The sequence below is a fragment of the Pseudotabrizicola sp. genome, from assembly GCF_030656345.1.
Taxonomy (GTDB): domain Bacteria; phylum Pseudomonadota; class Alphaproteobacteria; order Rhodobacterales; family Rhodobacteraceae; genus Pseudotabrizicola.
Genome location: NZ_JAUSNR010000019.1, coordinates 383,800 through 404,560, shown reverse-complemented (window position 1 = coordinate 404,560; position 20,761 = coordinate 383,800). Strand labels below are relative to the sequence as shown.

The 20,761-nt window shown below is 62.5% G+C and carries 21 protein-coding genes and 1 tRNA gene; 15 read left to right on the top strand and 7 right to left on the bottom strand.

The annotated features are described in order from the left end of the window. Position 1: 1 nt before the first annotated feature. The 4 genes from Q7J44_RS12280 to Q7J44_RS12265 form a co-directional block, all read right to left on the bottom strand. Positions 2-784 (bottom strand): hypothetical protein, encoded by a 783-nt coding sequence (locus Q7J44_RS12280; protein WP_304880258.1) that lies wholly within the window; start codon positions 782-784, stop codon positions 2-4. A gap of 121 nt (positions 785-905) precedes the next feature. Next, on the bottom strand, positions 906-2,342 hold the full coding sequence (locus tag Q7J44_RS12275; RefSeq protein ID WP_304880256.1) for an NAD(P)-dependent oxidoreductase: 1,437 nt from the start codon (positions 2,340-2,342) through the stop codon (positions 906-908). A 159-nt stretch (positions 2,343-2,501) separates the two neighbouring features. Continuing rightward, positions 2,502-3,302, bottom strand: coding sequence for an undecaprenyl-diphosphate phosphatase (locus tag Q7J44_RS12270; protein ID WP_304880254.1), 801 nt, complete (start codon positions 3,300-3,302; stop codon positions 2,502-2,504). Between the two features lie 4 nt (positions 3,303-3,306). Further along, a complete protein-coding gene (locus tag Q7J44_RS12265; protein ID WP_304880252.1) occupies positions 3,307-4,293 on the bottom strand; it encodes a complex I NDUFA9 subunit family protein in 987 nt (328 codons plus the stop codon). A 165-nt stretch (positions 4,294-4,458) separates the two neighbouring features. On the opposite strand from Q7J44_RS12265, the gene Q7J44_RS12260 reads away from it, so the two are divergent. From Q7J44_RS12260 to Q7J44_RS12190, 15 genes are all read left to right on the top strand, one after another. After that, positions 4,459-4,543, top strand: a tRNA-Leu gene (locus tag Q7J44_RS12260). Between the two features lie 101 nt (positions 4,544-4,644). Further along, positions 4,645-5,259 carry a ribonuclease D gene (locus Q7J44_RS12255; protein ID WP_304880250.1) on the top strand — a complete coding sequence of 205 codons (615 nt, stop codon included), beginning with the start codon at positions 4,645-4,647 and terminating at the stop codon, positions 5,257-5,259. Positions 5,260-5,343: 84 nt separating this feature from the next. Next, a complete protein-coding gene (lptC, locus tag Q7J44_RS12250) occupies positions 5,344-5,949 on the top strand; it encodes an LPS export ABC transporter periplasmic protein LptC (protein WP_304880247.1) in 606 nt (201 codons plus the stop codon). A 28-nt stretch (positions 5,950-5,977) separates the two neighbouring features. Beyond that, complete coding sequence (lptA, locus tag Q7J44_RS12245) at positions 5,978-6,466, top strand: lipopolysaccharide transport periplasmic protein LptA (RefSeq protein ID WP_304880245.1); 489 nt, start codon at positions 5,978-5,980, stop codon at positions 6,464-6,466. Next, the gene (gene lptB / locus Q7J44_RS12240; RefSeq protein ID WP_304880243.1) at positions 6,463-7,224 is read left to right on the top strand and encodes an LPS export ABC transporter ATP-binding protein; all 762 of its coding nucleotides are present in this window, start codon (positions 6,463-6,465) and stop codon (positions 7,222-7,224) included. The genes lptA and lptB overlap by 4 nt, the downstream gene beginning before the upstream one ends. A gap of 230 nt (positions 7,225-7,454) precedes the next feature. Beyond that, a complete protein-coding gene (hpf, locus tag Q7J44_RS12235) occupies positions 7,455-8,030 on the top strand; it encodes a ribosome hibernation-promoting factor, HPF/YfiA family (protein WP_304880242.1) in 576 nt (191 codons plus the stop codon). A 36-nt stretch (positions 8,031-8,066) separates the two neighbouring features. Continuing rightward, positions 8,067-8,531, top strand: a complete 465-nt coding sequence (locus Q7J44_RS12230; protein WP_304880241.1) for a PTS sugar transporter subunit IIA — start codon at positions 8,067-8,069, stop codon at positions 8,529-8,531. Between the two features lie 7 nt (positions 8,532-8,538). Then, on the top strand, positions 8,539-9,210 hold the full coding sequence (locus tag Q7J44_RS12225) for an HAD family phosphatase (RefSeq protein ID WP_304880239.1): 672 nt from the start codon (positions 8,539-8,541) through the stop codon (positions 9,208-9,210). After that, complete coding sequence (locus Q7J44_RS12220) at positions 9,207-10,160, top strand: sugar-binding transcriptional regulator (RefSeq protein WP_304880238.1); 954 nt, start codon at positions 9,207-9,209, stop codon at positions 10,158-10,160. The genes Q7J44_RS12225 and Q7J44_RS12220 overlap by 4 nt, the downstream gene beginning before the upstream one ends. A 105-nt stretch (positions 10,161-10,265) precedes the next feature. Then, positions 10,266-11,579: a sugar ABC transporter substrate-binding protein gene (locus Q7J44_RS12215; protein WP_304880237.1), complete on the top strand. Its 1,314-nt coding sequence runs from the start codon at positions 10,266-10,268 to the stop codon at positions 11,577-11,579. Between the two features lie 111 nt (positions 11,580-11,690). After that, positions 11,691-12,563, top strand: a complete 873-nt coding sequence (locus tag Q7J44_RS12210; protein WP_304880235.1) for a carbohydrate ABC transporter permease — start codon at positions 11,691-11,693, stop codon at positions 12,561-12,563. A 1-nt stretch (position 12,564) separates the two neighbouring features. Next, complete coding sequence (locus tag Q7J44_RS12205; RefSeq protein WP_304880234.1) at positions 12,565-13,395, top strand: carbohydrate ABC transporter permease; 831 nt, start codon at positions 12,565-12,567, stop codon at positions 13,393-13,395. A 7-nt stretch (positions 13,396-13,402) separates the two neighbouring features. Beyond that, positions 13,403-14,401, top strand: a complete 999-nt coding sequence (locus Q7J44_RS12200) for an ABC transporter ATP-binding protein (protein ID WP_304880232.1) — start codon at positions 13,403-13,405, stop codon at positions 14,399-14,401. Next, positions 14,398-15,168, top strand: coding sequence for an L-iditol 2-dehydrogenase (locus Q7J44_RS12195; RefSeq protein ID WP_304880230.1), 771 nt, complete (start codon positions 14,398-14,400; stop codon positions 15,166-15,168). The genes Q7J44_RS12200 and Q7J44_RS12195 overlap by 4 nt, the downstream gene beginning before the upstream one ends. A gap of 1 nt (position 15,169) precedes the next feature. Further along, positions 15,170-16,615: a mannitol dehydrogenase family protein gene (locus Q7J44_RS12190; RefSeq protein ID WP_304880228.1), complete on the top strand. Its 1,446-nt coding sequence runs from the start codon at positions 15,170-15,172 to the stop codon at positions 16,613-16,615. Here the strand turns inward: Q7J44_RS12190 and Q7J44_RS12185 are convergent. The 3 genes from Q7J44_RS12185 to Q7J44_RS12175 are packed head-to-tail and all read right to left on the bottom strand — an operon-like array spanning position 16,600 to position 20,711. Further along, positions 16,600-18,006, bottom strand: coding sequence for a nodulation protein NodH (locus Q7J44_RS12185; RefSeq protein WP_304880226.1), 1,407 nt, complete (start codon positions 18,004-18,006; stop codon positions 16,600-16,602). The two genes, Q7J44_RS12190 and Q7J44_RS12185, sit on opposite strands and share 16 nt — an antisense overlap. Beyond that, on the bottom strand, positions 18,007-19,704 hold the full coding sequence (locus tag Q7J44_RS12180; RefSeq protein ID WP_304880224.1) for a beta-1,6-N-acetylglucosaminyltransferase: 1,698 nt from the start codon (positions 19,702-19,704) through the stop codon (positions 18,007-18,009). It abuts the gene before it with no gap. Continuing rightward, on the bottom strand, positions 19,701-20,711 hold the full coding sequence (locus Q7J44_RS12175) for a glycosyltransferase family 2 protein (protein ID WP_304880223.1): 1,011 nt from the start codon (positions 20,709-20,711) through the stop codon (positions 19,701-19,703). The genes Q7J44_RS12180 and Q7J44_RS12175 overlap by 4 nt, the downstream gene beginning before the upstream one ends. Positions 20,712-20,761: the final 50 nt, after the last annotated feature.

Here is a 20,761-nt window from a genome sequence, read left to right as displayed (position 1 = left end):
CTCACTCCTCTGGGCTGGCATTGTCGCCGGACAGCGCAGGCAGTCCGGTACGGCTAAACTCTGGCATCTTGCCCGACCAGAACACCGCCGGAACCGGCGTCGCCTCGCGCGGGGCTTGCGTCATCAGCGGGTCACAGTCGAACAGCGGCTCGGTGGCCTCGAATCCGGGTTCGCCCGGAAACATGAACTCGACCGGGCTGCCGTCCATGGGCAGAAACTCACCGTCCGGGCCCATCCATTCCGACGGGCCGGAAAAGAAGATGCGCATCTCGGGGTGAATGTATTCACGCCCCCGCGACCGGCGCAGGATCACCCCGGTCAGATCGGTTTCGGTGAACTCGAATTCGGTTTCCTGCAGCGTCACGCCATCAATGGTAAAGCTGCGCCCGGTCAGGGTGTCAAAACCGTTCACCCGGGTCTGCTCACCATTGTCGCGGCTCAGGTTGAAGGCAAAGGTATCGGTGCCGCTGGCCAGCAGCTCGGAAAATGACGCCGGGTCAGACGGGTTGGGGTCCAGCGTCTGGCGAATGATGGTCTGGCCCAGATCATAGCTTTCGATCCATTCGGCCTCATGGTTGATCCGGCTCAGAAAGAACGGGCCCTGCTGGTCAAAATCGGCGCGCCACTTGTCGCCCTCGGGATCGGCGCTGCAGGTGTAATGGTTCGACACCCGGCACTGCCGCGCCTGCACGGTCAGGTAGGTGGTGCAGCCCTCGGGTGGGGTGAAGGCCCCGGCAAAGGCCGGGGCGGGCAACAGGGCTGCCAGGATCAAAAGCTGTTTCATCATCGAACCCGCCCTCCGATCAGGTCAGCCTTGCTGACCTGCACCAAAATTCTCGTCTGCACTGGGTGCCATACGTAAACCATACGTCTGCCATACGCAGATCATACGCCCGCCATACCCATTATTCCGCAGCCACCACGCCGTTTTGCGCCAGATATCCCATGATCGCATCCGCCGCCTCGCGCCCGTCGCGGATGGCCCAGACGACAAGGCTCGCACCGCGCACGATGTCACCTGCCGCATAAACGCCGGGCAGGCTGGTCGCATGGGTGCGGAAATCGGCTTTGATGGTGCCCCAGCGGGTGACCGCCAGATCAGGCACGCCCCACAGCGTCGGGATCTCTTCCGGCTCAAAGCCCAGCGCCTGCACCACCAGATCGGCGGGTTCGACATAATCGGCCCCCTCGATCAGTTCCGGCGACTGGCGCCCCGTCGAATCCGGCTGACCAAGGCGCATCTTCTGCACCATCACGCCATCGACCGCATCTCCGGCAGTGAAGCCTTTCGGTGCGGAAAGCCAAACAAATTCAACGCCTTCTTCTTCGGCGTTCTGCACTTCGCGCTGGCTGCCCGGCATATTGGCCCGGTCACGGCGATACAGGCATTTGACCGAGGTCGCCCCCTGCCGAATGGCCGTGCGCACACAGTCCATCGCCGTGTCACCGCCGCCGATCACCACCACGCGCTTGCCCATCGCGTTCAGCTCGCCCGAGTCGAATTCCGGCACGTCATCGCCAAAGCTTTTGCGGTTGCTGGCGGTCAGGTAATCCAGCGCCCGCACCACGCCTTTGGCACCCACGCCGGGGGCCTCGATATCGCGCGATTTGTAGACGCCGGTGGCGATCAGCACCGCATCATGCTGGCCCCGGATCGCATCAAAGCTGATATCGACGCCCACCGTGCAGTTCAGCACAAATTGCACACCGCCCAGCTCCAGCTGCTCAATCCGTTGCATCACAACGGGTTTTTCGAGTTTAAAGCCGGGGATGCCATAGGTCATCAATCCGCCTGCGCGGTCATAGCGGTCATACACCGTGACCTGATAGCCGCGGCGGCGCAGCACATCGGCGGCGGCAAGACCCCCCGGCCCTGCCCCGATGATGGCCACACTTTCCGCCCGTTCGACCGCCGGTTTTATCGGCTTGACCCAGCCATTTTCCCAGGCCGTATCGGTGATGTATTTCTCGACCGAACCGATGGTCACAGTGCCATGGCCCGATTGCTCGATCACGCAATTGCCTTCGCACAGCCGGTCCTGCGGGCAGATGCGGCCGCAGATCTCGGGAAAGGTGTTGGTGGCCTGGCTCAGCTCATAGGCTTCCTGCAACCGGCCCTCGGCGGTCAGCCGCAGCCAGTCGGGAATGTTGTTGTGCAAGGGGCAATGCGACTGGCAATAGGGCACGCCACACTGGCTGCACCGCCCGGCCTGCTCGGCTGCCTTCTCGGTCGCGAACTCGCGGTAAATCTCATGGAAATCCTGATTGCGCAAAGTAGGCGGGCGCTTTTCGGGCGTCTCTTTGGCGACGGTCACGAATTTGAGCATTTTCTGCGTGGCCAAGGCTGCGTCTCCCATGCGGATATCGGGTTCGCTTTCATAGCCAACCGCCGCCAGGAATAAAAGTCAGCAGTGCTGACCTTATTTACAGTTTTTTGCGGCTTTGGTCAGCCGTGTTGACATTTTTTCTCGGAATTAGGTCAGCACGCGATACCTATCTTCCTAGGCACCGGCCCAAAGCGCGACCAAAGCAGCGGTTCCGACGATGATTCGCCACCAGCCGAACACCGCATAGCCATGCCGCCCAACAAACCCCAGCACCCCCCGCACGACAATAATCGCGGTGACGAAAGCCACCGCAAAACCGACGGCGATATCGGCCACTGCTGAAAAATCCAGCAGGTCCCGCGATTTGAACAGGTCATAGGCAACCGCAGCCCCCATCGTCGGCAGGCTGAGCAGGAACGAAAACTCTGCCGCCGCCCGCTTTTCCACACCCAGCATCAAGGCACCCACAATCGTCGCGCCCGACCGCGACACGCCGGGCACCATGGCAAGGCACTGGCAAAACCCGATCACCAGCGCTTTGCGCAGCGGCAGTTCGGTGGCATCGAAATGCACCGGCGCCGGGGCGATCCGGTCAACCACCAGCAGAATGACGCCACCCACAATCAGCATGATGGCGATCAGAACCGGGGTCTGGAACAGCACTGTCTTGATGAAATCATGCGCCAAGAGGCCGATGAACACCGCAGGCAGAAACGCGATCAGCAACGACATCAGCGCCCGCAGCGCCGCCGGATCGGTCCGCGCCCGCAGCGCCAGCCCGGTCAGCTTCACCGCATAAAGCGAGATCAGCGCCAGAACGGCCCCCAGCTGAATCACCACTTCAAAGGTGTTGCCGGGGCTGTCGAAGCCCAGAAAATGCCCCGCCAGCAACAGATGCCCGGTCGATGATACCGGGATGAATTCGGTCAGCCCTTCAAGAAGGCCCAGCAGCGCTGCAAGAAAGATATTGTCCAAAAACTCAGGCCTTTTTCAGGTTCTTTGCCGATTTCTTGATCGCGGCATATTGGCCAGAAGGGCGGTAGGGCCACAGATACTCCGGCAGAACCGAGTCAATCGAGGTGGGGGCAAGCCCGAGCTGGGCAAAGCCCATAGCACCCTCAGCCACCACATTGTCACGCGCAAGGTTCCTGACCTGATCACGGGTCAAGGTCTTGTTTTCAAACAGCCCCGCCGTCAGGGTTTGCAGCATATCAAACGCGCCGCCCATCAAACGCGCGACAAAGAAAGGCACATTCACGATCAGGCGGCGGCGCTGAACCACGGCCAGCATCCTGCCCATCAGTTCGCGGAACGTCGCCACATCCGGCCCGCCCAATTCATACACGCCCGGCGCGGCCAGACCCTGCGCAGCCAGCACCGCAGCCTGCGCCACATCGTCGACATAGACCGGCTGAAACCGCGTCTCCGCCCCCACAACCGGCAGTACCGGCGTCAGGGTCGACATGCCGGCAAAGCGGTTGAAGAACTGATCCTCATTCCCGAAAATCACCGACGGGCGCAGGATAACCGCCGTGGGATAAGCGGCCAGAACGCCCGCCTCACCCTCGGCCTTGCTGCGGGCATAGGCGCTGTCGCTGGCGGCATCGGCCCCGATGGCCGACAGTTGCACCAGATGCGGCACGCCCAGCTCGGTGGCAATCCGCGCCACACGCGCGGCCCCCTGCGCCTGCACCGAGTCGAAGGTGTTCTTGCCAGACCGGTTCAGAATGCCGACGCAGTTGATCACCGCATCGGCGCCGGTCATCACCGCGCGCACACTGGCATCATCCCGGATGTTGCACAGCACAGGTTCCACCTGCCCCGGCACGCCGTAGGGCCGCACGAACAGCGCATCGTTGGGACGGCGCACCGCGACCCGGACGCGCCAGCCGTCTTTGGCCATTCGCCTTGCAATATAGCGGCCCACAAAACCCGAACCGCCGTAGATGGTGACAAGCTTGCCCATGCGCAGGACCCCTTTCGGCCAGACGAAACCTGAAACTTCCATAGCTTTCACGCCCCCTGCGGGCAAGATGAAAGGCCGTCACACCCATTCTGCGAATTTTGAAAATCCTTGCATCCGCCCCGTTGACACCCCCGCTTTGCCCGCATAGAAGCCGCCTACACCATCGCCCAGATGGCGGAATTGGTAGACGCACTGGTTTCAGGTACCAGCGCTGCAAGGCGTGGAGGTTCGAGTCCTCTTCTGGGCACCAAATTCAAAACGGCCGTCCCCCGGGACGGCCGTTTTCATTTGTGCCGCCTGCTGCTAGAGCTTCGGGCGACAGCACCGCATGTTTTGAAAAGGGCCGCCCGCGTGACAATTCACCTGCACCAGAATGACCTGCCGGATGGGCTTTCCCTTGGCCCTGTGGTGGCAATTGATACGGAAACCATGGGCTTGGACCCAAGACGCGACCGTTTGTGCGTGGTGCAACTGTCTGACGGCAACGGCGATGCCCATCTGGTGCAGATCGCCCTTGGCCAGACCAGCGCCCCCAATCTGGAACGTTTGCTGACCGACCCCGCCACCCTGAAACTGTTCCATTTCGGCCGATTCGACATTGCCGCGCTGAAGAAAGCCTTTGGCGTGACCACCCAGCCGGTGTGGTGCACCAAGATCGCCTCACGGCTGATCCGCACTTTTACCGACCGGCACGGGCTGAAATATCTGCTGCTGGAACTGGCCGGTGTGGACGTGTCAAAACAACAGCAGACCAGCGACTGGGGTGCCGCAAATTTGACCGACGCGCAAAAGGAATACGCAGCGTCAGATGTGCTGTACCTGCACACCCTGAAGGCCGAGCTTGAAAAGCGGCTGGCGCGCGAAGGCCGCACCGATCTGGCCAACCGGCTGTTTGCCTTTCTGCCAACCCGGGCCGAGCTGGATCTGATGGGCTGGGACGAGCCCAATGATATCTTTCACCACTAGGCGGCGACCCGCCGAGGGCATTGCCGCGCAGGTTGGTCGAATCCTTCACCGCCTTTACCCTTCGGCAAAAAAGAGCAGCGCCCGATGATGGATGCAGACTTTCACACCCGGTTGATCGGCTGGCTAAAGGTGATCCTGCCGCTGCTGGCGCTTGTGATCCTGTCCACCCTGTTTCTGGTCGCCAGAACCATCAACCCGGATGATGCCCTGCCCTATGCCGATGTCGATGTGGAAGAGCGCCTGCGCGAACCAAGGATGACCGCGCCCACCTACGCCGGACTGACCAGCGACGGTGCCGCCCTGACCATCAGCGCGGATGAGGCCCGGCCAGCGGTGGCCGATGGTGCCGGGGCCAGTGCAAGCGCCCTGAACGGGCTGCTGGAAACCCCCGATGGCGGCACCACCCAGCTGCAGGCCGGCACAGGCCGGATGGACCCGGCGGCGCGGCAGATCCTGCTGTCGGACGGGGTGACGGTGACATCCTCGACCGGCTGGACAATTGTCGGTGATCGCCTGACCGCCGATATGGATGCCACAGATATATTGCTGCCCGACCCGGTCACCGCCACCGGCCCGGCGGGGGTGGTCACCGCCGACACCATGCGCCTGACCCAGGACGCAGGCCGCGACGGTGCCTATCTTCTGGTTTTCAACGGGACGGTAAAGCTGATATACCAGCCGGTAAATTGACCAGATGATCCATTATTGCAGGCAACATATGTCCCATTTCTTGCGCGCCCTTTGTTTTGTGGCCGCCCTTTCCGGCCCGGCCATGGCGCAACAGGCCGATATCCGCTTTGGCGGGCTGCAGCAGGACACCACCTTGCCGGTCGAGGTGACGTCGGACTCGCTGTCGGTCGATCAGGCCAGTGGGGCGGCGTTGTTCACCGGCAATGTGACGGCCCAGCAGGGTGACATGCGCCTGACCGCCGGAACGATCCGGGTGGAGTACGCCGAGGGCAGCCAGGGCATCGACAAGCTGATCGCCAGTGGCGGGGTCACGCTGGTCAGCCCCACAGATGCGGCCGAAGCGGCAGAGGCGGTCTATACCATCGCAACCGGCAACGTGGTGATGACCGGCGATGTTTTGCTGACCCAGGGACGCGCGGCGATTTCCGGCGAGATGCTGACCGTCAACCTGACCGATGGCACCGGCACCATGACAGGCCGGGTCAGAACGATTTTCACCCCGGGTGGCGCGCCTTGACCGCCAGCCCCGCCCTTTCGGTAACCACCGGCAGCGCCGGTCTGGTGATCCGGTCGCTGCGCAAAAGCTACAAGAAGCGGCCGGTGATCCGGGATGTGTCGATGCATCTGAACCGGGGCGAGGTCGTGGCGCTGCTCGGTCCGAACGGCTCGGGCAAGACCACCTGTTTCTATGCCATTGCCGGTCTTGTCACACCCGAAGGCGGGCAGGTGATCATCGATGGCAAGGATGTGACCGCGCTGCCGATGTATCGCCGCGCCCGGCTTGGCATCGGCTATCTGCCGCAAGAGGTCAGCATTTTCCGGGGCCTGTCCGTTGAGGACAACATCCTCGCCGTGCTGGAAATCACCGATCTGGACCGCCACAAGCAACGCGAACGGCTGGAAGAACTGCTGTCGGAATTTTCCATCACCCACCTGCGCCGCGCGCCTGCGCTGGCCCTGTCGGGCGGCGAACGGCGGCGGGTGGAAATCGCGCGCTGTCTGGCCGCCAACCCGAAATACCTGCTGCTGGACGAACCCTTTGCCGGGGTGGACCCGATCGCCGTGGGCGAGATCCGCAATCTGGTGCATGATCTTAAATCGCGCGGTATCGGCGTGCTGATCACCGACCATAACGTCCGGGAAACGCTGGAAATTGTCGACCGCGCCTATATCCTGCACGACGGCCATGTGCTGATGAGCGGCACCACCGACGAAGTTGTGCGCGATGAAACCGTGCGCCGGGTCTATCTGGGACAGAATTTCCGCATTTCCTGATCTGATCAGATGACAACCATGTGACGATTCGGTTGACAAGGCCGCCATGCCTGTCGCCAAATACACGTGATGCGTGCGAAAACCCGCCCTGTGCCAGACCTGCCCTGCGGCCGCCTTCCGGCTCCGCCACCTTGCAGATGCGTCGCACGTCCCCATGTCAAAGAGAGAAGACCTTTGGGATCGGGCACCCTGCCCGCTGCCAGAGCAAGAAGCCCCGCGGAGGATATATCATGCGCTATCAGATCAGTGGAAAACAGATCGACGTCGGAGAGGCCCTGCAAACCCATGTGAAATCCGAACTCGGCGAGGTGGTCGAGAAATACGCCCAGCGGCCTACCGAGGCTGTCATCGTCTTTTCCCGCGTGGCGCATGAATATGTGTGCGAAACCGTGATCCATCTTTCCACCGGGCTGACCGCGCAGGCCAAGGGCCATGCCACTGAAATCTATGCCGCTTTCGAGTCCTGCCGGGAAAAGATGGACAAGCAGCTGCGCCGCTACAAACGCCGGATTCGCAACCACCATTCTGCCCGAACGTCACCTGTTGAATTCGGCGGGGCATCCTCGTATATCCTCGCCGCAACCGAAGACGCCGAGGATGTGGAGCCGGACAGCCTTCAGCCCATCGTGATCGCCGAGATGGAGACGAAGATTCCTTCGGTCACCGTCGGCGAAGCCGTGATGCAGCTGGAGCTTGGCGGGCAACATATGGTGGTTTTCCGCAACGAAGGGCACGGCGGGGTGAATGTGGTCTATCGCCGGGATGACGGCAATATAGGCTGGATCGACCCGCGTAACAGCAAGTAAGGGCAGCGCTACGGCTGTTCGGGAACACGACCGTCCATGGATCTAGCAAAGCTACTCACGCCCGGCGCCGTTCGCGTCGTCGGGCAGATCACCAGCAAAAAGCGTCTCTTTCAGGAATTGGGAGAGATGGTCGCCGCCAGCTACGGGCTGACGGCGGGCATTGCGGTGGACGGATTGCAGGAACGCGAAAGCCTTGGCCCCACAGGTGTGGGCCATGGCATCGCCCTGCCTCATGCGCGGCTGCAGGATCTTGACCGGATCGTCGGCGTGTTCATCCGGCTGGAAAAGCCGCTGGATTACGATTCTGTCGACCGCCAGCCGGTCGACCTGATCTTCGGGCTGTTCGCGCCCAAGGATTCCGGGGTCGATCACCTCAAGGCGCTGGCATTGGTCAGCCGCACCATGCGGGACCAAAGCGTTGTCACCAAACTGCGCGCCAACACCGACCCGGCCAAGCTGCACGCCATCCTGACCGAAGCCCGCTCTACGCAAGCGGCGTAAGGCGGCCATGGGCCGCGCCTGTGTCATCTTTGACTGCGACGGCGTGCTGATCGATTCCGAGATCATCAGCGCCCGCATGTTGATAGAGGCGCTGGCGACACGCGGGGTCATCATAGACCTGCCCTATGTCGCCCGCCATTTCCTTGGCCGCAGCTATCCGGTGGTGATGGCACAGATCCGGGACGAATTCGGCCTCGACCTGCCCCCCAGCTTTGAAGACGAATACCGCGACCGCCTGCTGGAAGGCTTTCGCGCCGGGCTGAAGATCATGCCCGATGTGGCAGAGGTGATCGGCGCGCTGGCCATGCCGTTCTGCGTCGCCACCTCCTCCAGCCCCCGCCGGGCCGAGATGTCATTGCGGCTGGTCGGGTTGTGGGACCACCTGGACGGCCGGATCTTCACTGCCAGTCAGGTTGCCATGGGAAAACCCGCGCCCGACCTGTTCCTGTTCGCCGCCGCCCGGATGGGCTTTGCCCCGGCAGACTGTCTGGTGATCGAAGACAGCCTGACCGGCGTCGCCGCCGCCCGCGCAGCCGGGATGGAGGTCTGGCAGTTCACCGGCGGCAGCCACATGACCGGGCTTGATCTGCAAGAGCCCGAAACCGCCCGCGCCGATTTGCGCTTTGCCTCTTTCGCGGAATTCTTCCACATTGCCCCCGACCTAAAGAGGCAGGCATGAGCCGGATCGAGCACAGCGACCCAACCCCGCAGGATGATGCCGCCCGGGCCGGGTGGCTGTATTACGTGGGCGGCATGACCCAGGACCAGATCGCCGCTGAGCTTGGCATCAGCCGCCAGCGGGCGCAGCGTCTGGTCGCAAAGGCTATGGCCGACGGGCTGATCCATGTGCGGCTGAATCACCGGATCGGCACCTGCCTTGATCTGGAATCGGCGCTGCGCGACCGTTTCGGCCTTGGCCGCTGCCGGGTGTCGCCATCCTTGGGCGGAGCGGACCCGGTGCTGTCGATTGCCCCTGCTGCCGCTGCCGAACTGGAACGCGTGTTGCGCCTGCCCGATCCGCTGACCATCGCACTGGGCACCGGGCGGGCCTTGCGCGGCATGGTCGATGCCGTAGCCCCGCTGGAGGCGGCGCATCACCGGCTGGTATCGCTGATCGGCAATATCGCGCCGGACGGGTCCGCCAGTTTTTTCGACGTGATCATGCGGGTGTCCGACAAGGTCCGCGCCCCGCATTACCCGATGCTGGTGCCGGTGATTTCGCCCACCAGCGCCGAGCGTGACGCGTTCCGCGCGCTTGGCCCGGTCAAGCGGGTGGCCGATCTGGCCCGCAGCGCCGATGTGGTCTTTGTCGGCGTCGGCCAGATGTCAGATGATGCGCCGCTGCTGGCCGATGGTTTTGTCACGCGCGGAGAGCTGGACCAGATGCGGGCCGCCGGGGCCGCAGGCGAAGTCGCGGGCTGGGTGTTTGATTCGCAGGGCCAGTATCTGGATGTCGGCACCAACACCCGCACCGGCGGCGTGCGGGTCGAGCCTCATCTTGACAGGCCATCCATCGGCATTGCTGCGGGCGCATCAAAGGTTCCGGCGATCCGTGGCGCTTTGAAATCGAGGATTATCAACGGGCTGATCACCGACGAGGTCACAGCCCGCGCCATTCTGGCCCCCTGACGCCTGTGCAGGTGCGGCGGATGTGGGGGCTTGACGCAACGGGGCAAGTTATGAGTAATTGCCCATCAAGCGATGATTTGCTCATTCGCTGATAGGGAGGATACCATGACACTGACCTTTCGAGCCCTTTTGGGCGCGACGGTTTCGCTGACCCTGGCGGGTGCCGCCATGGCCGAGACCACCATCACCGTCGCCACCGTGAACAACGGCGACATGATCCGTATGCAAGGCCTGATGGACGACTTCTACGCCAAACACCCCGACATCAAGGTCGAGTGGGTGACGCTGGAAGAAAACGTCCTGCGCCAGCGTGTGACCACCGACATCGCCACCAGGGGTGGCCAGTTTGACGTGCTGACCATCGGCACCTACGAAGTGCCGATCTGGGGCAAGCAGGGCTGGCTGGTCGGCCTGAACGATCTGCCCGCCGAGTATGACGTCGACGATCTGCTGCCCGCCATCCGCGGCGGTCTGACCGTGGACGGCGAGCTGTTCGCTGCCCCGTTCTACGGCGAATCCTCGATGGTCATGTACCGCCGCGACCTGATGGAAGCCGCTGGTCTGACCATGCCGGATGCGCCGACCTGGGATGACATCAAGACCGCCGCCGCCGCGATGACCGACAAATCGGCCGAGCAATACGGCATCTGCCTGCGTGGCAAGGCCGGCTGGGGCGAGAACATGGCCTTCCTGACCGCCATGTCGAACAGCTACGGCGCGCGTTGGTTCGATGAAAACTGGCAGCCCCAGTTTGACAGCGACGCGTGGAAAGCCACGCTGACCGATTATCTGGCGCTGCTGAACGATTACGGCCCGCCCGGTGCAGCCAACAACGGCTTCAACGAAAACCTGTCGCTGTTCCAGCAAGGCAAATGCGGCATGTGGATCGATGCCACCGTCGCCGCCTCCTTTGTGACCAACCCGACCGATTCCACCGTGGCCGATCAGGTCGGATTTGCACTGGCCCCCGATACCGGCCTCGGCAAGCGCGGCAACTGGCTCTGGGCATGGTCGCTGGGCATTCCGGCGGGCACCCAGAAGGTTGACGCGGCCAAAGCCTTTGTCGCCTGGGCCACGTCGAAAGAGTATCTGGAGGTTGTCGCGGCCAAGGAAGGCTGGGCCAACGTGCCCCCGGGAACCCGCGCCTCGCTCTACGCCAATCCCGAATACCAGCAGGTGCCGTTCGCGCAGATGACGCTCGACAGCATCAACTCGGCCGATCCGAACAGCCCGACGGTTGATCCGGTGCCCTATGTCGGCGTGCAGTTCGTCGCCATCCCTGAGTTTCAGGGGCTGGGCACCGCTGTGGGCCAGCAGTTCAGCGCCGCATTGGCCGGCACGATGACGGCAGAGGCAGCTCTGGCCGCTGCGCAGACGCTGGTGACAACGGAAATGACGCGGTCTGGCTACATCAAGTAACCGGTCCTCCCCGTGATGCCGGGTGCCTCCGCCCGGCATCGCAGATCTGCGTCTTGTGGTGCCGGGATCATGCGCCCGGCACCACCCCAACCCCTTCTAAGGACCAAGCCGATGGCAACCGCCCATTCCCGGACTGCTGCGCGCCTGATGCTGTCGCCCGCCGTCATCCTGCTTTTGCTGTGGATGATCGTGCCGCTCGGCATGACGCTGTATTTCAGTTTCCTGCGCTACAATCTGCTGATGCCGGGGATGGAGACATTCGTCGGATTCGACAATTACTACTACTTCATCAACCAACCCGCCTTCTGGTCGGCTCTGTCGAACACGCTGATCCTTGTGCTGGGGGTGCTGTGCATCACCGTTATCGGCGGCGTTTTGCTGGCCCTGCTGCTGGATCAGCCCGTCTGGGGTCAGGGCATTGTGCGGGTGCTGGTGATCGCCCCGTTCTTTGTGATGCCCACCGTGTCGGCGCTGGTCTGGAAGAACATGTTCATGAACCCGGTCAACGGCATGTTCGCCCACATCGCCAAATCGCTTGGCCTGCAACCTTTTGATTTTCTGTCACATGCGCCGCTGGCCTCGATCATCCTGATCGTCGCCTGGCAATGGCTGCCCTTTGCCACGCTGATCCTGCTGACCGCGCTGCAAAGCCTTGACCGCGAACAGCAAGAGGCGGCTGAAATGGATGGCGCGGGCTGGTTGCAACGGTTTTTCAACCTGACCGTGCCACACCTGACCCGGTCGATCACCGTGGTGATCCTGATCCAGACCATCTTCCTTTTGTCGGTCTTTGCCGAAATTCTGGTCACCACCAACGGGGGGCCCGGCACGGCGTCGACCAACCTGACCTACCTTGTCTATGCGCAGTCGCTGCTGAATTACGATGTCGGCGGCGGGTCGGCGGGCGGCATCATCGCGGTCATTCTGGCCAATATCGTTGCGATCTTCCTGATGCGGATGATCGGCAAGAATCTGGAGGCGTAGAATGGCCCGCACCCCCTCAAACACCCGCAAGGCCGTTGTCACCGTCGCCGCATGGGCCGTGGGCTTCGTGATCTTCTTCCCGATCCTGTGGATCATCATCCTGAGCTTCAAATCCGAAGCCGACGCCATCAAAACCCCGTTTCAGGTGCTGTTCAGCGACTGGACGCTGCAAAGCTACCATGACGTGCAGGCGCGCTCGAACTACGCCCGGCATTTCTGGAACTCGGTCATCCTCTCGGTCGGATCGACCGTCATCGCACTGGCCATCGCCATTCCGGCGGCGTGGTCGATGACCTTTGTGCCCGGTCGGCGCACCAAGGATCTGCTGATGTGGATGCTGTCCACCAAGATGATGCCCGCCGTCGGCGTTCTGGTGCCGATGTACCTCTTGTTCCGCGATTTCGGCCTGCTGGACAGCCGGATCGGGCTGGTGGGTGTGCTGACCCTGATCAACCTGCCGATCGTGGTCTGGATGCTGTACACCTACTTCAAGGAAATCCCCGGTGAGATCCTTGAGGCTGCGCGGATGGACGGGGCCGGGATGCGGTCGGAAATCCTCTACGTCCTGACGCCGATGGCCGTTCCCGGCATCGCCTCCACCATGCTGCTGAACATCATCCTTGCCTGGAACGAGGCGTTCTGGACCCTGCAGCTCACCACCTCACAGGCGGCCCCGCTGACCCAGTTCATCGCCAGCTATTCATCCCCCGAAGGACTGTTCTACGCAAAACTCTCGGCGGCCAGCACCATGGCCATCGCTCCGATCCTGATCCTTGGCTGGTTCAGTCAAAAGCAACTCGTGCGCGGCCTGACCTTTGGCGCGGTGAAGTGAGAAAAACATGGGCAAGATAACACTCAATCAAGTGCGCAAATCCTTTGGCGAGGTGGATGTCATTCCCGGCATCGACCTGACCGTGAATGAGGGTGAATTCGTGGTCTTTGTCGGCCCCTCGGGTTGCGGAAAATCGACCCTGCTGCGGCTGATCGCGGGGCTGGAAGACACCTCGGGCGGGATCATCGAGATTGACGGCATGGACGCCACCGACCTGCCCCCCGCCAAGCGGCGGCTGGCCATGGTGTTCCAGTCCTATGCTTTGTACCCGCATATGTCGGTGCGCAAAAACATTACCTTTCCGTTGAAAATGGCCGGGATGGACGCGGCTGAGCAGGAAAAGCGGGTGAACCACGCCGCGAAAATCCTGAACCTCGGGGCCTATCTCGACCGCCGCCCCGGCCAGCTGTCGGGCGGTCAGCGGCAGCGCGTCGCCATCGGCCGCGCCATCGTGCGCGAACCGGCGGCGTTCCTGTTTGACGAACCGCTGTCCAACCTCGACGCCGCCCTGCGCGTGTCGATGCGGCAGGAAATCAGCGAGCTGCACCAGACCCTGAAAACTACGATGATCTACGTCACCCATGATCAGGTCGAAGCGATGACCATGGCCGACAAAATCGTGGTGCTGAACGCAGGCCGCATCGAACAGGTCGGCAGCCCGATGGAGCTGTACCGCAGCCCCGCCAACCTGTTCGTTGCGGGTTTCATCGGCAGCCCGAAGATGAACCTGATCGACGGGGCCGAGGCGGCAAAGCATAGTGCGACCACCATCGGCATCCGGCCCGAACACATCACCATCTGCGGCGATGGCCCGTGGGAAGGCGTGGTCGGCCTGTCGGAACACCTCGGCTCCGATACGTTTCTGAAAGTGAACGCGGGTTCACTCGGCACCCTGACCGTCCGCGCCAGCGGCGAGGTGATGATGCATCACGGCGACAGCATCCGCATGACCCCGCAACCCGGCAAGATCCTGCGCTTTGGCGCAGACGGAAAGGCACTGGCATGAGGCTGCAAGGAAAAACCGCCCTGATCACCGGGGCGGCGCGGGGCATCGGGCTGGAATTCGCCCGGGCCTATATTGCCGAAGGGGCAAGGGTGGCCTTGGCCGACATTAACACCGATGCGGTGGCAGAGGCGGCGACAAGTCTTGGGCCACAGGCGATGGCGGTACAGATGGATGTGACGCAGCAGGCCAGTATTGATGCGGGCTTTTCAGCGGCGATTGCGCAGATGGGCAAGCTGGATATCCTGATCAACAACGCCGCCCTGTTCAGCGCCGCCCCAATTGCAGAGATCGCCCGCGCCGATTATGAACGACTGTTCTCTGTCAACGTCTCGGGTACCCTGTTCTGCATGCAGGCCGCCGCGCGCCACATGATTGCCCGTGGCGACGGTGGCAAAATCATCAACATGGCGTCACAGGCCGGGCGGCGCGGGGAATCGCTGGTGGCGGTCTACTGCGCGACCAAAGCCGCCGTTATCTCGCTGACCCAAAGCGCCGGGCAAAACCTGATTTCCCACGGCATCAACGTTAACGCCATCGCCCCCGGGGTGGTGGATGGTGACCATTGGGACGGGGTGGATGCGTTCTTTGCGGAATACGAAGGCAAGGCACCGGGCCAGAAAAAGCGCGAAGTGGGCGCAGCGGTGCCCTTTGGCCGCATGGGAACGGCGGCTGATCTGACCGGTATGGCGATCTTTCTTGCCACGGATGAGGCGAAATACATCGTTGCCCAATGCTTTGGCGTCGATGGCGGAAACTGGATGGCCTGACATGAAATCTGCACTCCCCGTCACTTTGCCCGGCTATGACCGCGCCAGCCTCACCCCCGGCATCGTCCACATTGGTCTGGGCAATTTTCATCGCGCGCATATGGCGGTCTACCTTGATGATTTGATGTCCATGGGTCTGGCGCAGGATTGGGCCATTCTGGGCGCCGGTGTGCGTGCCCCCGACGCGCAGATGCGCGATGCCCTGATCGCACAGGACTGCCTGTCCACCATCATCGAGCTGGACCCCAAAGGCCGCACCGCCCGCCGCGTGGGCGCGATGACAGGATTCATCGAGGTACAGCCTGACAATGCAGCGCTGATCAAAGCCATGGCCGACCCCGCCATCCGCATCGTCAGCCTGACGGTGACCGAAGGCGGCTATTTCATCAATGCCGCCACCGGGCAATTCGACCCCGAAGCGGCGGATATCCGGCATGATGCCACCCATCCCTCCGCCCCGAAAACCGCCTTCGGCGCCATCCTCGCCGCGCTCCGCGCCCGCAAATCCTCAGGCACCCCGCCCTTCACAGTACTCAGTTGCGACAACCTGCCCGGCAACGGCCATGTCACGCAATCGGCCATTGTGGGACTCGCCCGCCTGTCAGACGCAGGCTTTGCCGACTGGGTACAGGCCAATGTCGCCTTCCCAAATGGCATGGTCGACCGCATCACCCCTGCCACCGGCCCGCGCGAACGGGCGATGGCGGCCGAATTCGGTCTGGCGGATGATCCAGTCCCGGTCACCTGCGAGCCCTTTCGCCAATGGGTGCTTGAAGACCACTTCCCGTTGGGCCGCCCGCCGCTGGAAAAGGTCGGCGTGACCTTCACCGCTGATGTGCACGCCTATGAGGCGATGAAAATCCGCATCCTGAACGGCGGCCACGCCACCATCGCCTATCCCGGCGGGCTGCTGGATGTGGACTATGTGCACGAAGCCATGGCCAACCCGCTGATCAGCGGCCTGCTCGACAAGGTGGAACGTGAGGAGATCATTCCATACGTCGCCCCCGTGCCCGATACCGATCTGAACGCCTATTACGATCTGATCCGCGACCGCTTCAGCAACCCTCAGATTGCCGATACCGAACGCCGCCTGTGCTTTGACGGGTCGAACCGGCAGCCGAAGTTCATCATCCCCTCGCTGCGCGACGCGCTGGAGGCTGGCGGCAAGATCCACGGTCTGGCGCTGGTGTCGGCGCTGTGGTGCCGCTACTGCGCCGGGGTCACCGACAGCGGCGCGGTCATTGCGCCGAATGACCCGGACTGGGCCAGTTTGCAGCCGCTGTCGCTGGCCGCCAAATCAGACCCTTCGGTCTGGATCTCGCAAAAGGCGATCTATGGCGAAACCGGGCAAAACCCGCGCTTTGCCGCCGCCTTTGCGGCGGCGCTGAATGCGCTTTGGGCGGATGGCACCGCAAAAACCCTGCAGCGCTATCTGGGCGGCTGATCCCAATCGGCAAAGCCAAACGCCAGATAGTCACGCGCGTAAGCCTCGCGCGTGGCGGCCTCTACTTCGGCGCTGTAGATGTCGCGCAACGGCATGAAGCCATGCGCGGGCGCGGGCGGCAATGCCGGTGCCGCCTGCCCCATCTGTGCAGCCAGAAACGCCAGTCCCGCATCCAGCCCGTCTTCACGAAGCACAAGATCAGGCCCCTGAAACCCCGCAAAGCCCTGCAATATCGCCGACTGACTGGCCCAATGCACATCCACCCGGGCAGAGGTCTGGCCGGACAGGTTCAGCCGCAGCCAGTGCAGAAATCCGATGAACCCGGCCCGATGCGCCGCCGCAGCTGCATAATCCTGCCCCGGCGCGGGCAGGTCCAGTTTGTGGATCTTGGCCATCTGCTCGCGGATCTGGGCAAAACTGCCCGACAGGATCTGCGCGCAAAACGCCTCATGCGCGCGCGCGACCGGATGGCGCAGCACGGTGAAGGACCGATGCCCGGCACGGGACCGTTTCCACTGTCGCAGGGTCTTTTGCGTGAACCCGCCCTCAACCCCGCCAAAACCCTGCATCCACGCGCTGACCTGCGCCACCGGCCCGCCCGGCACCGGCATGAACAGCAGCCCGGCACGGCGGGCCGCGATGAACTGCGGCACCATCGGCGCGCGACGGGGTTCAAAATTGGGCGTCCGCGACAGATTGAACCTGTCCATCCGCGCCAGGGCCCGCTCCATCTCCTCCGGGTTCACAACCTTCTGCGCAATCTCCTCGGGGTTCTGCTTTTTCAGGCTGGCATCAAGGCTTTCCAGCCCCGCCACCCCCAGAAAGCTGGCCAGCCCGTTCAGCACATCCAGATCATTGATGTCGTCGTAATCAATGTAGAATGCCGTTTGCCCGCTGATCTGCAACGCGTGCATCAGCTGCACCTGAAACGCCTGCAAGGCGCTCACATGCGCCTCAAACTCCGCCGCATCAAACCGCACTTGCGCGGTTTTCGGCGGGCGCGCGCCGGTCAGCTTCCACTGCCCGGTCGCCTGCGCGATCTTCCAGCTGACATAGCTTTCAACCGGGTTGCGGGTCAGGATGATCTTGGCGCACAGCGGATCGTCCAGCACCGGCTGCAACACGCGCGGGTCATGGTCGTGAAAGTACCGGAACCCGGCCAGCCCGTCGGTCTGCGCCCGCAGGGTGCGGATCAGCGCCATCGGGTCGGCCTCACGGTCAGCGATGGAGACTCCGAACAGGCTGGTCTGATTGAGCTTGCCGATGAAAGACGGGTTGAACACCTCGCCATGGCAGGCAACGCCGGGCATCGCGTTCAGATTGGCCTCAAGGAAATTCGACCCGGTCCGCATTTCCGCGAACATGACAAAGCTGTCAAACCGCCTGCCCATTCACTTCACCAGATAGGGGCGCCCGCGGCGCGTGGATTTGCTTGCAGGGTCATCGCCCACTGGAAAATCGCCCATCAGCACCGGCTGCATCCCCTGATTGCGCAGGTTTTGCAGGAACTGGCCAAAGCCGGTCAGATCGGCCATGCGCGGGGCCTCGGTCAGCCGCCGCCCCTGCCTTGGGCCAATCTCGTCAATGATGGTCTGCAACGGCTCCATCGGGTTCTCAACGAAATCGGCCAGCGACCACACCCGCACCCGCGCCTTGGTATAGGGTCCGCGCAGGATGTTCAGAAACTCCTGCTCCACCTTCTGCAGCCGCGCCGCCTCGCGCCTGATATCGCCGAAATTCTGGTTGGAATGGAACAGCGGCACCGCCCACGCGCCCGAGATGACCGAGATCTGCGCATTGCCATCCAGCGCCACGAACCAGTTCAGATCCTGCGTGTCGGCAGGCCCGAACTGAAAGCACTGCCGTTCGCCGCGCGTGTTCCAGATCAGGCTGGTCAGAAAGCTTTTGGGGTTGTAGTCGCGCACCTTGGCGCTGTCACACAGGGCCCCGTTATAAACCGTCTCGCCCCCGGCGAAATGCACACGGTCGGGCGCGAACAGGTGGCCGTGAACCCGGGTGCCGCTCGCCTTTGACAACCATATTTCGAAGTTTTCAAACACCTCGGCAAAACCGCAAAACACCGAATACGGCCCCGCCGTGCGGCCGTTTTCATAATTCTCATTCGGAAACCGGCTTTGCATATACAGGCCGGGTCGCCCCTTCACCCGCCGCTCCACCGCTTTCGCGAACAGCCGGTCAATCTTGCCGGGGTTGGGTTCGGCGGCCGCCTGACCAGAGCGGTCATCCGACAGAAAGGTGCCGTACAGCTTCACCGCATCCGGCCAGATCTTGCGGGCGACAAAGCAATCTGACCGGCGCAGAAGCTGCAGATGATCGTCGTAAAAGATATGCGGCTTGCCCTGAAAATCGAACTTCGACAGGGTCAGCGACCGGCTTTCCACCGTGCTGGAAACCTGCCGCACCAGCGTCTGGAAATAGCTTTCATCGGGAATCCAGACCTTTTGGAAATAGCGGTCAATCGCCGCCCGCTCGGGGTGTTCCAGAATGGCCGACAGGGTCTGCCGGGTAAGGCACCACCACTGGCTGCCCAGATGCGGCACCAGTTCCGCCGGTATCTTGCGGCGAAAACCCACCTTGCGCTGCAGTTTGACGTAAGTGTCAAACCACCACTTCTGTTTGCGCCAGCTGAACGGAAACCGCAGGGTAAAGCGTTCGAAATCAAGCCCCCCGATGGTCCAGCCCACATCTTCGGTGGTGACGCTTTCGATGAAATCGGTCTTGGGCCGCTCCGCCAGATAGGCGCGCAGCTCTTCCACCGGGCGCAACGGCAGGCAGGAACCGGAGGCAAGGTAGACATGGCGCACCTGCGCAAACTCGCGCAGCATCACCGTGGCCGCTTCCTGGCTGGCCGCCACGATGCCCCATGTGCCCCATTCGCAGGCATGGCGTCCGGAAAACCGCACATTGGGCAGATCGGCCAGATCGGCGACCAGCTGGCCATAAGGTTTGGCCGCCACCCGCCGGTCGACATGGATGACAACCGGGCAATCGCGTTCGGCCCAATGCCGCGCAACCTGCGCGGCACGGTCCAGCGCCGTATGGCACAGCATCACAAAGCCGACCGTCATGCCCAGTTCCCCTTGGACATCAGACCCAGAATCTCCAGCTGACGCCAGTTGATGTATTTCTCACTCCACTTGCACCACATCTCGGGGTGGTTGGACAGGCCCTGCTGATACGCCTTGTATTCCGCACTGGCGGCGTAATGCTGGCCCCGCACCAGCTCTTCCTCGGCTTTGGCGGCGAATGTGTCCAGAAACTTGGCGTGCAGCAACACGCCTGAGGCTTTTTCGCCGCCCCATTCATCAAAGGCAAGGTTCAGCCCGCGCGGTAGCATCATATGGGTCGAACTGATATAGGCATAAGACCTGTGCCACTTCACCAGCGGTATCTTGTTCAGCGCCGGGGCCTTCTTCGGGGCGTCGTCAAAGAAAATCCGGCTGCGCGGCCCGCCCTGAATCCACAGGTTGCCATAGGCCGGGTTGCGGCTGATCTGGTAATTGCCGCTATCAAACCATTGCGCAATCTCAAACGGGTCCTGCCCTTCGCGGTAGGCTTGCTCGGTGATCGGCCCTTTGGGATACATGTCCAGCAGCAGCGCCGAAAAGGTGCGGATCTGCGTGGTGTCCAGCCAGTCGGTCAGCGCGCGGATGGGTCTGGTTTCGCAGAACGGATAGACAAAGAACTCATCCGGATCAACGGTCAGGCACCAATGGCCATGGCCATAGCGGCGCAGCAGATGGCTGATCCAGTCCATCCCGAACCGGCTTTTTTTGTACCCGGCATCCGTGCGCCACAGCGACACATCCGGCTGGTCGCGCAGATACTCCAGCGACCCGTCGGTCGATCCGTTGTCGACCACAAAGAAATGGCTGACCCCCAGATCACGGTAATAGCGCAGGAAAAACGGCAGCCGCACCTTTTCGTTGCGCAGCGTTGTGAAAGCAAAAATCGCATTGTCGGCCTGCCCGGCAGAGCGGTCGGCCACCAGCGTCAGATCACGCCGGCTTGCCCATGCCCGGAAAAGCAGGCGCCTGCGATGCCAACGTAGCCGGTAGGAAGACAGCAAACCCAAGACTGAAACCCGCTCCCCTGAACCCTCGCCCCTCATTTGGCGCGATTATA